15 protein-coding genes are annotated in these 14653 nt (G+C 74.4%); 10 read left to right on the forward strand and 5 right to left on the reverse strand.

Going from position 1 to position 14653, the window contains the following annotated elements; all coding sequences use genetic code 11:
* Positions 1-54 precede the first annotated feature (54 nt).
* From IE124_RS21660 to der, 6 genes are all read left to right on the forward strand, one after another.
* On the forward strand, positions 55-525 hold the full coding sequence (locus IE124_RS21660; protein WP_465270624.1) for a YidB family protein: 471 nt from the start codon (positions 55-57) through the stop codon (positions 523-525).
* Positions 526-646: 121 nt separating this feature from the next.
* Positions 647-1009: a chorismate mutase gene (gene aroH / locus IE124_RS21665; RefSeq protein WP_150271687.1), complete on the forward strand. Its 363-nt coding sequence runs from the start codon at positions 647-649 to the stop codon at positions 1007-1009.
* Positions 1006-2094 carry a prephenate dehydrogenase gene (locus IE124_RS21670; RefSeq protein WP_189509556.1) on the forward strand — a complete coding sequence of 363 codons (1089 nt, stop codon included), beginning with the start codon at positions 1006-1008 and terminating at the stop codon, positions 2092-2094. Before aroH ends, IE124_RS21670 begins: the two co-directional genes overlap by 4 nt.
* Before the next feature lie 397 nt (positions 2095-2491).
* Entirely contained in the window at positions 2492-3166 is a 675-nt protein-coding gene (cmk, locus tag IE124_RS21675; RefSeq protein WP_189509557.1) for a (d)CMP kinase, read from the forward strand.
* Positions 3121-3807 carry a lysophospholipid acyltransferase family protein gene (locus IE124_RS21680; protein WP_370468797.1) on the forward strand — a complete coding sequence of 229 codons (687 nt, stop codon included), beginning with the start codon at positions 3121-3123 and terminating at the stop codon, positions 3805-3807. Before cmk ends, IE124_RS21680 begins: the two co-directional genes overlap by 46 nt.
* A 70-nt stretch (positions 3808-3877) precedes the next feature.
* Complete coding sequence (gene der / locus IE124_RS21685) at positions 3878-5326, forward strand: ribosome biogenesis GTPase Der (protein WP_189509559.1); 1449 nt, start codon at positions 3878-3880, stop codon at positions 5324-5326.
* A gap of 69 nt (positions 5327-5395) precedes the next feature.
* Here der and IE124_RS21690 read toward each other — a convergent pair whose 3' ends face one another.
* The gene (locus IE124_RS21690) at positions 5396-5695 is read right to left on the reverse strand and encodes a hypothetical protein (protein WP_306432420.1); all 300 of its coding nucleotides are present in this window, start codon (positions 5693-5695) and stop codon (positions 5396-5398) included.
* A gap of 356 nt (positions 5696-6051) precedes the next feature.
* A complete protein-coding gene (locus IE124_RS21695; RefSeq protein ID WP_055644328.1) occupies positions 6052-6834 on the reverse strand; it encodes a DUF8842 C-terminal domain-containing protein in 783 nt (260 codons plus the stop codon).
* Between the two features lie 217 nt (positions 6835-7051).
* On the opposite strand from IE124_RS21695, the gene IE124_RS21700 reads away from it, so the two are divergent.
* Positions 7052-7666 (forward strand): LysM peptidoglycan-binding domain-containing protein, encoded by a 615-nt coding sequence (locus IE124_RS21700; RefSeq protein WP_189509561.1) that lies wholly within the window; start codon positions 7052-7054, stop codon positions 7664-7666.
* 2 nt (positions 7667-7668) lie between these two features.
* On the opposite strand, the gene IE124_RS21705 is transcribed toward IE124_RS21700, so the two are convergent.
* Genes IE124_RS21705 through IE124_RS21715 form a run of 3 tightly spaced genes read right to left on the reverse strand, consistent with a single transcriptional unit; the run spans position 7669 to position 11332 of the window.
* Positions 7669-8334 (reverse strand): ATP-binding cassette domain-containing protein, encoded by a 666-nt coding sequence (locus tag IE124_RS21705; protein WP_189509562.1) that lies wholly within the window; start codon positions 8332-8334, stop codon positions 7669-7671.
* Positions 8331-10925, reverse strand: coding sequence for an ABC transporter permease subunit (locus IE124_RS21710; RefSeq protein WP_189509563.1), 2595 nt, complete (start codon positions 10923-10925; stop codon positions 8331-8333). The genes IE124_RS21705 and IE124_RS21710 overlap by 4 nt, the downstream gene beginning before the upstream one ends.
* Positions 10913-11332 (reverse strand): hypothetical protein, encoded by a 420-nt coding sequence (locus IE124_RS21715; protein ID WP_189509564.1) that lies wholly within the window; start codon positions 11330-11332, stop codon positions 10913-10915. Before IE124_RS21715 ends, IE124_RS21710 begins: the two co-directional genes overlap by 13 nt.
* A 103-nt stretch (positions 11333-11435) precedes the next feature.
* Here IE124_RS21715 and IE124_RS21720 point away from each other — a divergent pair, with 103 nt between their 5' ends.
* The 3 genes from IE124_RS21720 to IE124_RS21730 all read left to right on the forward strand — a co-directional run bounded on the left by IE124_RS21720 (position 11436) and on the right by IE124_RS21730 (position 14614).
* Entirely contained in the window at positions 11436-11963 is a 528-nt protein-coding gene (locus IE124_RS21720) for an MTB12 C-terminal domain-containing protein (RefSeq protein WP_229832673.1), read from the forward strand.
* The gene (locus IE124_RS21725) at positions 11941-13233 is read left to right on the forward strand and encodes an ABC transporter substrate-binding protein (RefSeq protein ID WP_189509566.1); all 1293 of its coding nucleotides are present in this window, start codon (positions 11941-11943) and stop codon (positions 13231-13233) included. The genes IE124_RS21720 and IE124_RS21725 overlap by 23 nt, the downstream gene beginning before the upstream one ends.
* 94 nt (positions 13234-13327) lie before the next feature.
* Positions 13328-14614 carry a glycosyltransferase gene (locus tag IE124_RS21730; protein WP_189509567.1) on the forward strand — a complete coding sequence of 429 codons (1287 nt, stop codon included), beginning with the start codon at positions 13328-13330 and terminating at the stop codon, positions 14612-14614.
* Positions 14615-14653: the final 39 nt, after the last annotated feature.

The following is a 14653-nucleotide window of genomic DNA, read 5'->3' on the forward strand; positions in this document are numbered from 1 at the left end:
CGCCGAGCGCTTCCCCGGGTGCCGTGTGTACACCGAGTGGCGGAACGTACCGATATGGGTGAGATTGTGCGTGTTCCGTACCGGACGAAAGGCAGAACGATGGCGGGAAGCGACCTCGGCAGTCTCCTCGGCGGCCTCCTCGGAGGCGGCAACCAGGGAGGTGGCGGCGGGGCCGGTGTCCTCGGCTCCCTGCTCGGCGCCCTCGCGGGCGGCAAGAGCGGCGGCGGAGCCGAGGGGGCGAACCCGCTCGGCGGGCTGATCGACATGCTGACGAAGTCCGGCCTCGTCGACCAGGCCGAGTCCTGGGTCGGCACCGGCCGGAACCAGCCCGTCAGCGGCGCCCAGATCGCCGAGGCGCTCCCCGACGACACCCTCCAGAAGGTCGCGGCGGACGCGGGCGTCAGCCCGCAGGAGGCCGCCGACCAGATCGCCCGGTCCCTGCCCCAGGCCGTCGACAAGCTGACCCCGGACGGCTCGGTTCCCTCGGGCTCCCTGGAGGACATCATCCGCAGGCAGCAGCTCTAGGGGGTGTCTTGGAGGTGGCCCCGGCGCCCGCCCTCCGTCTCGGAGGGCGGGCGCCGCGGCGCGTCCTCCCCGCCGCTGACTAGGCTGAACGGAGCACTTGACGCAGGCGAAGGAGCACGACGTGGCGGTACGAGCGGTCCGAGGAGCCGTCCAGCTGGAGCGGGACGAGGCCGGACACATGCGCGAGCAGGTCGAGGAGCTGCTCACCGCCGTCCTCGCGCGCAACGAACTCACCGCAGACGACCTGATCAGCATCTGGTTCACGGCCACCCCCGATCTGCACAGCGACTTCCCCGCCGCCGCGGCCCGGGACCTCGGGATCGTCGACGTGCCCCTGATCTGCGCCCAGGAGCTCGACATAGAGGGTGCGATGCCGAGGGTCGTCCGGCTCCTCGCCCACGTCGAGACCGAACTGCCCAAGTCCCGGATCGCGCACGTCTACCTCGGTGCCGCGGCCGCCCTGCGCAAGGACATCGCCCAGTGAGAACAGCGCTCGTCATCGGCACCGGACTGATCGGCACCTCCGCCGCGATCGCCCTGGCGGGCCGGGGCGTCACGGTCCACCTCCGCGACCACGACCCGGCGCGCGCCCGGACCGCCGCCGCGCTCGGCGCGGGCACCGACGAGGCGCCCGAGGGGCGCGTGGACCTCGCGATCGTCGCCGTACCCCCCGCGCACGTCGCCGCGACCCTCGCCGAGGCGATGTCGGCCGGCCTCGCGCGCGGCTACCTGGACGTGGCGAGCGTCAAGGGCGGGCCGAAGCGGGAGCTGGAGGCGCTGGGCCTCGACCTCACCGCGTACATCGGTTCGCACCCGATGTCCGGCAAGGAGCGCTCGGGACCGCTCGCGGCGACCGCGGACCTCTTCGAGGGGCGGCCGTGGGTCCTCACGCCGACCCGGGACACCGACACCGAGGTCCTCAACCTCGCCCTGGAGCTCGTCGCCCTCTGCCGGGCCGTGCCCGTCGTCATGGACGCCGACGCCCACGACCGGGCCGTCGCCCTCGTCTCCCACACCCCGCAGCTGGTGTCGTCGATGGTCGCGGCACGCCTTGAGGAGGCCGACGAGTCGGCGGTACGGCTCTGTGGGCAGGGCATCCGGGACGTCACCCGGATCGCCGCCTCCGATCCGCGCATGTGGGTCGAGATCCTCTCCGCGAACCCGGGCCCCGTCGCCGACGTCCTCTCGGGCGTCGCCGCCGACCTCGACGAGACGGTCCGCGCGCTGCGGTCCCTGCAGTCCGCGGACGAGGACAAGCGCAGGGACGGCGCGTCCGGGGTCGAGGACGTCCTGCGCCGCGGGAACGCCGGGCGGGCGCGCGTCCCCGGCAAGCACGGCGCCGCGCCCACGGCCTACGAGACCGTCGCGGTCCTGATCAGCGACCAGCCGGGCGAGCTGGCCCGGATCTTCGCGGACGCGGGGCGTGCGGGGGTCAACATCGAGGACGTCCGCATCGAGCACGCGACCGGGCAGCAGGCGGGCCTGGTCCAGCTGATGGTCGACCCGGCGGCGGCGCCGGCCCTGAGCGCCTCCCTCCAGGAACGGGGCTGGGCACTCCGCACGACCTGAGCGGAGGGTGGGCAGGCGCCCCTAGGGGGTGTCCGGCCCGGACCGCACCCGGGTGCGCACGCGCCGCCGATGGTGCGGGTCGGTACAGGGGGCGGAGGCGCCCGCGGAGGGCGCCGTCCCGTGTGCCCACCCGTCCCGCCCCCGCGGGACGACTGCCCGCACGGGGGTGGGCGCCGTCCGGTCTCGTGCGAGGCGCGGCCCCACACGGGGGGGTGGGTACCGTCCGGTCTCGTGCGAGCCGCGCCCCCGCACGGCGGTGGGCGTTGCCCGGCCTGGGGCGTATGGCTCGGGGTGCCAGGTGGGTGGGGCCGAACGGGTGCCGGGGACTCGGTAACCTTGTGGGGGTGCCCGCATCTCGGCGAGGCCCCTATCGCTCCCCCAGGAAGGTGTTCCCACCGTGGAATCCGTGATCGTCGCCATCGACGGGCCGTCCGGCACGGGCAAGTCGAGCACCTCGAAGGCGGTCGCCGCCAAGCTGGGGCTGAGCTACCTCGACACCGGCGCCCAGTACCGGGCGATCACCTGGTGGATGATCAGCAACGGCGTCGACGTGACCGACGCCGAGGCCGTCGCCAACGCCGCCTCCAAGCCGGTCATCGTCTCCGGCACCGACCCGGGCCGCCCCACGATCACCGTGGACGGTGCCGACGCGGCCGGTCCCATCCGGACCGAGGAGGTCACCTCCAAGGTCAGCGCCGTCAGCGCCGTCCCCGAGGTCCGGAGCCTGATCACGGAGCTCCAGCGGTCCATCGCCCGCAGCGCCGAGCAGGGCATCGTCGTCGAGGGCCGGGACATCGGCACCACCGTCCTGCCGGACGCCGACCTGAAGATCTTCCTCACCGCCTCGCCCGAGGCCCGTGCCGCCCGCCGCTCCGGCGAGCTCAAGGGCGCCGACGTCCAGGCGACGAAGGAAGCGCTGGTCAAGCGGGACGCGGCCGACTCCAGCCGCAAGACCTCCCCGCTCGCGAAGGCCGGCGACGCCGTCGAGGTCGACACCACCGACCTCACCCTGGACCAGGTCATCGAGTGCGTCGTCACCCTCGTGGACGAGAAGAGGACGGCCGCCAAGTGACCGTGCCCTCCGAGAGGGGCGCCGCCGTCGGCCGACGCATCGGCATCGGCCTGATGTACGGCTTCTGGAAGCCGCGTGTCCTCGGCGCCTGGCGGGTGCCGGCCTCCGGCCCCGTCATCTTCGCCGTCAACCACGCGCACAACATCGACGGCCCCATGCTCATGGGCACCGCACCGCGCCCGGTGCACTTCCTCATCAAGAAGGAAGCCTTCGTCGGGGCCCTCGGGCCCTTCCTGGAGGGCATCGGGCAGGTCAAGGTCGACCGCGAGAGCACCGACCGGCACGCGATAGGCAACGCCCTGGGCGTCCTGGAGCAGGGCGGCGTCCTCGGGATCTTCCCCGAGGGCACCCGCGGCGAGGGCGACTTCGCCTCGCTGCGCGCCGGCCTCGCGTACTTCGCCGTCCGCAGCGGCGCACCGATCGTCCCGGTCGCCGTCCTGGGAAGCACCGAGCGCCGCGGACGGTTGGTCAAGGCACTGCCTCCGCTGCGCGGCCGCGTCGACGTCGTCTTCGGTGACGCCTTCGACGCGGGCGACGGCTCCGGCCGCCGCACCCGCAAGGCCCTCGACGAGGCCACCGTACGGATCCAGGGGCGGCTCACCGAGCACCTGGAAAACGCCAGGCGCCTCACCGGGCGCTGAGCGAGACTTTGAGTAGTGGGCCCCGCGGCCCGGGGACCCACCGACCACGAATGATCAAGGAACGGACTTCATGAACGACCAGCACGACCACGGGGCGCTTGGCGACGCCGAGTACACGGAGTTCATGGAGCTCGCCGCGGAAGAAGGCTTCGACGCCGAAGAGGTCGAGGGCGCGATCGAGGAGGCCGGGCACGGCCCGCTCCCCGTCCTCGCCGTCGTCGGCCGACCGAACGTCGGCAAGTCGACCCTGGTGAACCGCATCATCGGCCGCCGCGAGGCCGTCGTCGAGGACAAGCCGGGCGTCACCCGCGACCGCGTCACCTACGAGGCCGAATGGGCCGGGCGCCGCTTCAAGGTCGTCGACACCGGCGGCTGGGAGCAGGACGTCCTCGGCATCGACGCCTCCGTCGCCGCCCAGGCCGAGTTCGCCATCGAGGCCGCCGACGCCTGCCTCTTCGTCGTGGACGCCACCGTCGGTGCCACCGACACCGACGAGGCCGTCGTCAAGCTGCTCCGCCGCGCCGGGAAGCCGGTCGTCCTCGCCGCCAACAAGGTCGACGGACAGTCCGGCGAGGCCGACGCCGCCACGCTCTGGTCCCTGGGCCTCGGCGAGCCGTTCCCCGTCTCCTCGCTGCACGGCCGCGGCACCGGCGACCTCCTCGACGAGGTCCTGAGGAAGCTGCCGGAGGCCCCCGAGCAGCGCTTCGGCAACGCCGTCGGCGGCCCGCGCCGCATCGCCCTCATCGGCCGCCCGAACGTCGGCAAGTCCTCCCTGCTCAACAAGGTGGCGAACGAGGACCGCGTCGTCGTCAACGAGCTGGCCGGCACCACCCGCGACCCGGTCGACGAGCTCATCGAGCTCGGCGGCGTGACGTGGAAGTTCGTCGACACCGCCGGCATCCGCAAGAAGGTCCACCTCCAGTCGGGCGCGGACTACTACGCCTCCCTGCGGACCGCGGCCGCCATCGAGAAGGCGGAGGTGGCGGTCATCCTCATCGACACCACCGACAAGATCTCGGTCCAGGACCAGCGCATCATCACGATGGCGGTCGAGTCGGGCCGCGCCATCGTCATCGCCTACAACAAGTGGGACGAGCTCGACGAGGAGCGCCGCTACTACCTCGAGCGCGAGATCGAGACCGAGATGCAGCAGGTCGTCTGGGCGCCCCGGGTCAACGTCTCCGCCAAGACCGGCCGCCACATGGACAAGCTGGTCCCGGCCATCGAGACCGCCCTCGCCGGCTGGGAGACCCGCGTCCCCACCGGCCGGCTGAACGCCTTCCTCGGTGAGATCGTCGCGGCCCACCCGCACCCGATCCGCGGTGGCAAGCAGCCCCGCATCCTCTTCGGCACGCAGGCAGGCACCAAGCCGCCGCGGTTCGTGCTCTTCGCCTCGGGCTTCCTGGAGGCGGGCTACCGGCGCTTCATCGAGCGCCGTCTGCGCGAGGAGTTCGGCTTCGAGGGCACCCCGATCCACATCTCGGTGCGCGTCCGCGAGAAGCGCGGCCGTAAGAAGTAGCCGGCAGCGGTAGCGGCATGGCTGAGGGCCGGGGCGATGTGCCCCGGCCCTCAGCCGTTCACGGATGACTCAGAAGCCCCGGCGCGGACCCGGCGGGAGCGCCGCCGGGGTGTGGTGCTGCGCCGGCCACACCGGCGGATACGCGGAGCCGTAGCGGGAGCCGGTGCCGTACCCCTGTACGGCTCCGTATCCCTGGGCGTTTCCGTACAGACCCGTGCTCGCGGTCGTGCCGAAGGCCCGGAAGACCACGTCCTCCTCGCCGCTGCGGTCACCCGGCAGCGTACGGAACGACCGGCGGTACTCCGAGAGCAGGGCGTCGTAGATCGGCGTGGCCGACTGGCCCGCCGCGACGTCCTGCGCCGGGCGCATGGAGGGGATCTGGCTCGGATACGGCTGGAGGAAAGGGTCGTATGGGTGCACGTACGTGCCAACGACCCCGCCGCCGGTCGGATGCGGGCGGCTCTCCGAAAGAGCAGCCCGCCGGGGACGCGGCACGGTCGGAACCTCCGGCACCACCGCGCCTCCCGTGCTCCGTGCGCCCGCCGCCCCCAGAGGGACGCCCGCGGGCGGACCGGCGGGTGCCGCCGGTCCGCCCGCGCCCGTCAGTCCGCCGCTGCCCGTCAGTCCGCTCAGCCGGCCCAGCTCTCCCAGCCCGCCCTGCGCCGGTGGTCCCACCCGTCCGCCTGGGGTCCGCGGGAGCCCTATGCCGGGCCGGCCGTCGTCCATCAGGTACCGGCCAGCGGCATCGCCGCCGCCACCAGGCGCCCGTTCGCCGCGGCCTTCTCCAGGGCGTCGCGCAGCAGGTCCTCGCGGGGCTGCTGGCCGATGGAGCCCACCGGGGCGGCGAAGACCAGGACCGTGTGCGACTTGTTGGCCGCCGCGCGCCAGCCCTCGGTGACCTGGAGCGGCTGGTGCGCCTGCCACCAGGCGGCCTGACCCGCGCCGTTCGGCCCCGGCTGGAGGACGGAGTGCAGCTGGCCCATGGCGACCAGGACCGACCAGCCCGGCAGCGGCGCGGGCTTCTCGTTGAGGTCGGTGACCGGCCGGAAGCCCTGCTCCGCGAGGAGCGGCAGGAACTCGTCGACGAGGCCGTCGGTGCCCGGGCGGGCCACGGGGGCGGTCGGCTCCACGACCAGCGCCGGGTGCAGCTCGCCCTCGATCAGGACGAGCCCGCTGGTGACCCCGAGCACGGCCTGCTCGGGGTGGGCGGCGGACAGCGCGTCGGCGGCGTCCGACGCGGTGATCGAGGCGACGGCTCCCTGGAGCTGCGCCTCGGCGACCTTGACGACCTGGGAAGGGATGCAGCTGGCGTGGGCGAACGCGAGGACCGCGGTCTCCTCACCGACGAACAGCACCGTGCTGGTGCGCTCCTGCTCGGAGTCCCCCGGCGTGCGGCAGGAGGTGCAGTCGTAGCTGCCCGGGGCGTTGTCGCCGGCAAGCAGCCGGTCGGCTTCTTCGTCGCCGATCTCGGCGCGTACGTCCTCGCTGACGTCGAGCATGCGCGGCACGGGGGGCTCCCTGGACTCGGTACGGGGGGACGCCGGGCCGTTCCCGGGCGTCTCATGACGAGTTCAACGGGTCAGGATCGGCCGGGGTCACGCGTGGAAGCGAGGCAACTTGCCGGTGGCTCGTGCGGCGGGGCCGGTGACTCCGACCGGGTGGGGTGTGAACAGTGTTCCGCGCGGCACGGGCCGGGGGCGCCGGGCGCCTGCCTAGCCTGCGGCGATGTCGAAGATCCGATTTTGGACGGCCGGTCCGGTGATGGCCGCGGCGGCGCTGATCGCCCTGACGCCGGTCTCCGCCCACGCCCGGGACGCGTCCGACGGGCCGTGGGACGCCGTCGTGGCCGGTGCCGTCGCCGGGGCCGTCTCGTCCTCCGCCGACGCCGTGCGCGCCGCGACGGGCGTGCCGGGCTACGCCTGCGCCGTCGACCAGTGGCCGTGGGGGTGTGTCGCCGAGTGCGAGAGCAGCGGCCGCTGGCACATCAACACCGGCAACGGCTTCTACGGAGGGCTCCAGTTCTGGCAGCCGACCTGGGTCGAGCACGGTGGCACGAAGTACGCCCCGCGCGCCGACCTGGCGACCCGCCCGCAGCAGATCACGATCGCGGAGGAGGTCCTGCGCACGCAGGGCTGGGGCGCCTGGCCCGTCTGCTCCAAGCGGTACGGGCTCAGTGGCCGCGTCCACACCGTCCAGCGGGGGGACTCGCTCGGCTCCATCGCCCGGCGGTTCGCAGTCAAGGGCGGCTGGCAGGCGCTCTACGCGGCGAACCGGAGCCTCATCGGGCCCGATCCGAACCGGATCGTCGTCGGCACCATGCTGCGGATCGCGCCCCTCTGACGTCAGGGCGTGGCGCCTCGGGCGTACTCGTGCGGCTCCCCGCTGGACGCGCGGGAGCCGCGGCGCAGCTCGTGGACGAGCGAGCCGCGCGGCAGCCCCTCCGGTACGCGCTGCTCGGCGAGGACCACGGCAGCCCCGCGCTCCACGGCGAGCGCCGCGAGCAGCCCGTACGTCCGGGCCGCGACCGGCGGGGCCATGCCGAGCGACGGCTCGTCGACCAGCACTACGCGCGCGTGCCCCAGCAGGGCCCGGGACAGGGCCAGCATCCGGCGCTCCCCGCCGGAGAGGGTCCCGGCAGCCCTGGACAGCAGGGGTACGAGCTCGGGGTACGGGGCCGGGGAGTCGTCGCCGCCCGGCACGGTGAGCGCGAGGTTCTCGGCGACGGTCAGCCCCTCGTACACCGCCCGCAGATCCGGTACGAAGCAGAGCCCCCGGCGTGCCCGCTCGTGGGGCGGGAGCCGGGTCACGTCGGCGCCGCGCCACAGGACCCGGCCGGCGGAGAGCCCGACCGTGCCGGCGAGGGCCCGCAGGGCCGTGGTGCGGCCCGCGCCGTTGCGCCCCAGGAGCACGGTGACGGTGCCGGCCGGCACGGGCAGGTCGAGGCCGTGCAGGGCCTCCAGGGGGCCGTAGCGGACCCGGGCCGCGTGCAGTTCGATCTCGGCGCTCATGACAGGAGCCGGCCGCCTTCCAGGGTGTGCACGGTGTGGGCGATGCCCGCGACGAGGTCCGGGTCGTGCTCGACGACGAGGACCGTCAGGCCGTCGGCGGCGAGCGCGGCGAGGATCCGGGCGAGCGCGGCGGTCTCGGCGGCGTCGAGGCCGGCGGCGGGTTCGTCGAGGAGCAGCGTGTGCGGTTGCCCCGCGAGCGCGCGGGCCAGCTCGACCCGGCGCAGCGTGCCGGTCGGCAGGTCGGCGGCCGCGCGGTGCCGTACGGGGCCGGCGAGGCCGACCAGACGCAGGCTCCGCTCGACCGCGGCGGGGTCGCCGCGGACCCGGCCCCGCTCCGCCCCGAGGCGGACGTTCTCCTCGACGGACAGCGAAGGGAACACGGCGAGCCGCTGGAAGGTCCGGGCGATCCCCAGCCGCGTCCGGGCGTGCGCCGGGAGGGCGGTGATGTCGGTGCCGCCGAGCGTGATCCGGCCTTGGCTGTGCCGGGGGCGGAGGGTTCCGGCGAGGCAGTCGAAGAGGGTGCTCTTGCCGGCGCCGTTGGGGCCGACGAGGGCGGTGATGCGGGCAGGGGCGAGGGCGAGGGTGACGTGGGAGAGGGCGGTGATGCCGCCGGGGTAGGTGAGGGTGAGGTCGGTGGCGCGGAGTTCCGGGGTGGGGGCGGGTGCGGGTGTCGGTACGGGTGCGCGTGAGTGGTCCGGCACGGGTCGGTGGGGGTGCGTCCGGCCTCCGGCCGGGCGGGGGTTCCCAGCCGCACCGCCCGTGACGGACGTCGACACAGGTGCGGGTCTTCCCGTGAGGGGTGGGGAGCTGTCGGCGGCCGGCGGTGGGTGGGGGGTTCGGAGGCGCAGTGTCGTCAGTGGGGGGAAGCGGCCCGACTGGGTGGCCAGGAGGCCTACGAGGGCTGCTGCCGTGCCTGCCTGGGGGCCCGCGTCCAGGGTGACCAGGAGGGCCGCGCCCGCCAGGGGCGTGAGGAGGCTGTCGGCGCCCAGGACCAGGACGGCCGCGAACCAGAGCAGGCCGCGTACGGGGTCGTACGCCTCCGGGTCGAAGGCGCGCAGGCCCATACCCAGGAGGCCGCCGCCCAGGGCCGCCAGGGCCGCGCCCAGGACGAAGGCGAGGAGCTTGAGGCCCGGGACCGGGACGCCCGCCGCCTCCGCGCCCGGTTCGTGGTCCCTCAGGGCGGCCAGCGCGCGGCCCGTGCGGCCCCGGCGCAGCGCCGCCACCAGGGCCAGGCAGCCGGCCAGCAGGACCAGCTCCAGGGCGTAGAAGGCGCGGTCGTCGGAGAAGCCCGCCGGTCGGCCCAGGGACAGGCCCGCCGTCGCGTACGGCTGGGTGAGGACGAAGCGGCTCACCGCCACGCCGGTCGCCAGGGTGGCCAGGGCGAGGGCCAGGCCGTGGCGGCGGATCGCCGGCCAGGCCGTCACCAGGCCCACCACGGCCACCATCGGCACCGCCAGTCCCAGCGCCACGAGGGCCGGGACGCCCGCCGTCGCCAGCATGGCCGTGAACAGCGCGCCCAGGCCCGCGTACGCCGCCTGGCCCAGTGCGATCTGGCCGCCCCGGCCCGCCACCACGACGAGGGACAACAGGATGAGCGCCAGCGCCGGGACCTGTACCGCCGTCTGCAGGTCGGAGCCCGCGAAGCCGAGGGGGAGGAGGAACAGGACGGCGACGGCCGGCCGGACGGCGGTGGGGAGGGGACGGGTGCGGGCCGGTGGGGGCAGGGCGTCCCGGCCCTTGCCGCCGACGCCCGGCAGGACCAGCGCCGCCACCAGGAGCGCCACCACGAAGAGGTTCGCCCCCAGCGCCTGCACCAGCGGGCCCGCCCAGCCCTCCGGGTGCAGCCGGGTCATCTGCGCCTGCGCGACCCCGATCGCGACCGCCGCCGCGATCGCGACCGGCAGCGAGCGCATCCTGGCGATCACCGCGACCGCGATCACCTCGATGACGAGCAGCGGCAGCCCGTACGGGTCGAGCCGTACGTACGGGGCGAGGAGCACGCCCGTCAGCCCTGCCGTGAACGAGCCGAACGCCCAGCCCGCAGCCGCCACCCGGTCCGCGTCCACCCCCGAAAGGACGGCGAGCGGGCGGTTGTCGACCACCGCCCTCAGCTCCCGGCCGAACGGGGTCCACCGCGTCACCGCCGCCACCAGACAGGCCAGCGCCACCACCGCCGCCAGCTGGGCCCACGGGTCGTCTCCGAGCAGCACCGGCGCGTCGTCCCGCGCCCCGCCGCCCCAGAGCAGCGCCGCCCCGCCCACGAGCAGCACGAAGACGCCGATCGAGGCCACCAGGGTCTGCGCCGGGTTCGAACCGAGGAGCGCGAGCGGGCGGAACACGCCGCGGTCCAGGACCAGGCCGATGCCTGGGGCCACCACCAGGAGGGTGACCAGGGCGCCCAGCGGCAGCGGCCAGCCCCACACGACCACCAGCTGCCGCAGGACGTACGCGCAGATCATCGCGACGGCGCCGTGCGCCAGGTTCAGCACCCCGGTCGCCCGGTAGGTGACGATCAGGCCGATCCCGGTGAGCGCGGCGGCGCTGCCGACGGCGAGGCCGGCGAGCGTCAGTTCGTACGTCAGGGACGCCATGGGTCACATACCGGGCAGGGGTCCAGGGCCGCGTCGCCCGCCTCCGTCGCCTCCGCCTTGCCCGCGACCAGCGGGCAGTCGGGGCGGTGGGCCAGGGTGCCGCCGGGGACCCGGAGGAGGGGGCCGTCCGAGGAGGGCGGGGGAGTCTCCGCGGTGTCGGGCGGGGGTGCCCGGTCGGGTGCGTGTGCCCGGTCCGAAGGGCCCGTGGGGAGCAGGAGTGCCGCCGCGACCAGGACCGCGCCCGACACGATCAGCGCGGCCCCAGGCAGGGTGGAGGAGGCCAGATAGGGCAGCTGTCGCTCGGCGAAGCGCTCCCCGGAGATCCCGTACCAGCCGAGCGCGCACAGCACCGCGCCCACGGCGACAGCCGTGACACCGCCCCACAGCAGGATCCGGGACCTCTGCACAGGCCTCCCTCGTCTCTCCCTTTCCTTGCACTATGCCCCGGTTCGCCCCACCCTGGAAGCAGCAGGCGACGCGGCCTGGCGAGACACCCGGGTGGTGAGCCAGATGGTTCTTGGACGACTCGGCGGACGCCCCCGGCTCGCTGCCCTCGCGGCCGCCGCCCTGCTGGCCCTCGCCCCCGCCGTCGCGGGCTGCTCCGACGACACGACGTCCGGCGACGAGGTGTCGGAGACCTCGCCGTACGAGATGACCGCCGAGCCGTCGGAGGAGGACGAACCCGCCGACCCGGCCGCGGCCGAGGCGGAGATCACCAAGAACTGGACGGCCTTCTTCGACCCGAAGGTCCCCGCGGGCGAGAAGATGGAGCTCCTGGAGAACGGCGAGACGATGCGGCCGGTCCTCGCCGCCTTCGCCGGCGACAGGAACGCCGCCATGACCTCGGCGAAGGTCACGGACGTCGAGTTCACCTCGGCCGCCGGCGCGGACGTCACCTACGACCTGCTCGTCGGCGGGGCCCCCGCCCTGCCCGACTCCCAGGGCACCACGATCCTCCAGGACGGCACCTGGAAGGTCTCCGTCAAGACCCTCTGCGGCCTGGTCGAGCTGAGCGGTGTCACCGTTCCGGGCTGCTGAGGCGGTCGCGGCGCTGCTCCTGGCCGTGCTGCTCACGCTCCTCGTGGGCTGCGGCAGCCGGCTCCCGGAGCGCGCCTTCGAGACGCGGCCCACCGCCAACCCCTCCGGCGGTGAGCCGCTCCGCGTCGGGATCATCACCAGCGCCACGAGCCCGGTCGGCGGGCAGGCCCTCACCGGCCCCCGCGACGGAGCCCGCGCCTACTTCGACGCCCTCAACGCCCGCGGCGGCCTCGACGGACGCCGCATCGAGGTCGAGACCTGCGACGACGGCGGCAGCGGCGTCGGCAACAACGCGTGCGTGCACCGGCTGGTCGACGAGCGCCGGGTCTTCGCGCTCGTCGCCACCACCGCCCTGAACTACGCGGGCGCGCCGCTCGTCGCCAGGGCCGGCGTCCCCGACATCGGCGGCCAGCCCCTCACGCCCGCCTACGACACGTATCCGCACCTCTACGGGATCTACGGCAGCTCCGCCCCGCGCACCGGCGGGAAGCCCGGCTGGGACGGGACCCTGTACGGCGGGACCGAGGTCTACCGGTGGTTCGAGCGGGAGAAGGGGGCGAAGACCGCCGCCGTCGTCTCGTACAACCAGGCCGCGTCCGCCGCGTACGCCCGGCTGGTCTCCGACGGGCTGCGCGCCGAGGGCTACCGGGTCGTCGACGAGCAGGTCGACTTCGCCCTGCCCAACTTCCGCGCTGTCGCGGCCGATCTGCGGGACCAGGGCGTCGACCTCCTCTTCGACGCGATGGACACCCACGGCAACGTCCGGCTGTGCGAGGCGATGGAGGCGCTCGGGGTCCGTGTCGACGCCAAGGTCACCAACGTCCAGAACTGGTCCTCGTCCGTAGCCCGCGACTACGCCCGCGCCCCCGGCTGCCGGAACGCCCTGTGGGCGACCGGAGCGAGCCGCAACCACCAGGACACCGACCACCCCGCGGTCCGCGAGTTCCGGGCGGCGATGGGCCAGCGGCCCCTGTCCCAGTGGCAGCTGGAGGGGTGGGCGGCGGCGATGTGGTTCACCGACGCGGCCCGCTCCTGCCTGGCCGGTGGCGGACTCACCCGGGGCTGCGTCGAGGAGTACCTGAACAGGCCGGAGCCGTACACCGCGCGCGGGCTGCTGCTGCCGGTCCGCTTCGAGCACCTCGCGGAGCCGCCCAAGACCCGTCACACCTGTCTGTCCGTGGCCCGTTGGGAGGACGGCCGGGGCTGGGTGGGGCAGGGCGACATGACGGACAACTGCATGACCGTGCCCATGGTGGGCTATCGCCCGTGAAGCGGAGGTACGTCCCGGCGCTACGAGGGGACGTCCCGGCAGTACAGTCGGCGCGACCGACCGACATCACTGACCGGGGGGAACCGGCAGCCCGATGCGTATCTCCATTCTGCTCCACAACGGTTACCACTACGGCGGCACGATCCGGACCACGTTCACGCTCGCCGAGGAACTGGCCACCCGTCACGAGGTCGAGATCGTCTCCGTGTTCCGCCACCGCGACCGGCCGATCCTCGGCCTCCCGGCGGACGTGACGCTCCGTCACCTCGTCGACCTGCGCGAGGACAGCCCCGATTTCGACGGGGACCATCCCGACCTCCACCGGCCCACCCGGGTCTTCCCGCGCGGCGACGGCCGCTGGAAGCAGTACAGCGCGCTCACCGACGCCCGGATCGGGGAGTACCTGCGCGGCGTCGAGGCCGACGTCCTCGTCGCCACCCGCCCCGGGCTCAACGTCCACCTGGCCCGGCAGGCCCGGCGGGGGCCGGTCCTCGTCGGCCAGGAGCACCTGGTCCTGGCCGGCCACAGCCGCCGGCTCCGGCGGGACATCCGGCACGAGTACCGGCTCCTCGACGCCGTCACGACGGTCACCGAGGCCGACGCCCGCGCCTACCGGAGACTGGGGCTGCCCGGCGTACGGATCGAGGCCGTGCCCAACAGCGTTCCCGCGCCCGCCCTGCCGCCCGCCGACCCCGCGGCGAAGACCGTCGTGGCGGCGGGTCGGCTGACCCGCGTCAAGCGGTACGACGTGCTCATCGACGCCTTTGCCGAGGTCGCCGCGGACCACCCGGAGTGGAAGCTGCGGATCTACGGCACCGGTGACGCCGTCGAGGACCTCCGGGACGCGCTGGCCCGGCAGATCGAGGAGCGGGGCCTCGGCGGCCGGGTCCTCCTCATGGGCGCCGTCCATCCGATGGAACCGGAGTGGGCCAAGGGCTCGATCGCCGCGGTGACCTCGCAGCGGGAGTCCTTCGGGATGGCGATCGTGGAGGCGATGCGCTGCGGCCTGCCGGTGGTGGCGACCGACTGTCCGAACGGTCCGCGCGAGATCATCGAGGACGGGGTCGACGGCCGGCTCGTGCCGGTCGACGACGCGGCCGCGGTCGCGCGGGCGCTGCGCGGTCTCGTCGAGGACGACGAGCTGCGCGCGAAGACGGCGCGGGCGGCGCTCGCCTCCTCCGAACGCTTCGACCCCGTTCGGATCGTGGCCCGGCACGAGGCGCTCTGGACGGAGCTCGTCGACCGGGGCGCGAGCCGCCGCACCCACTCGGCGGGGCACGCGAAGCGGCACCACGCGATCGGCCGGGCCGTCGACGCGGCCTACCTGCTCAGGTCGAAGGCCGCCCGCACGGCGCGCGGTCTGCTCCGCCGCCTCCGCTGACGGCCCCACGGCTGCGGACCCCGGCCGTCGCATCGAGGA

The organism is Streptomyces narbonensis (assembly GCF_014649015.1).
Classification (GTDB): Bacteria; Actinomycetota; Actinomycetes; order Streptomycetales; family Streptomycetaceae; genus Streptomyces; species Streptomyces narbonensis.

Excerpts from the sequence above, each read along its gene's own strand:
- IE124_RS21660 (WP_465270624.1), top strand. The coding sequence starts at position 55 with ATGGGTGAGATTGTGCGTGTTCCGTACCGGACGAAAGGCAGAACGATG.
- der (WP_189509559.1), top strand. The coding sequence starts at position 3,878 with ATGAACGACCAGCACGACCACGGGGCGCTTGGCGACGCCGAGTACACG.
- IE124_RS21690 (WP_306432420.1), bottom strand. The coding sequence starts at position 5,695 with ATGCGCCCGGCGCAGGACGTCGCGGCGGGCCAGTCGGCCACGCCGATC.
- IE124_RS21700 (WP_189509561.1), top strand. The coding sequence starts at position 7,052 with ATGTCGAAGATCCGATTTTGGACGGCCGGTCCGGTGATGGCCGCGGCG.
- IE124_RS21705 (WP_189509562.1), bottom strand. The coding sequence starts at position 8,334 with ATGAGCGCCGAGATCGAACTGCACGCGGCCCGGGTCCGCTACGGCCCC.
- IE124_RS21710 (WP_189509563.1), bottom strand. The coding sequence starts at position 10,925 with ATGGCGTCCCTGACGTACGAACTGACGCTCGCCGGCCTCGCCGTCGGC.
- IE124_RS21720 (WP_229832673.1), top strand. The coding sequence starts at position 11,436 with ATGGTTCTTGGACGACTCGGCGGACGCCCCCGGCTCGCTGCCCTCGCG.
- IE124_RS21730 (WP_189509567.1), top strand. The coding sequence starts at position 13,328 with ATGCGTATCTCCATTCTGCTCCACAACGGTTACCACTACGGCGGCACG.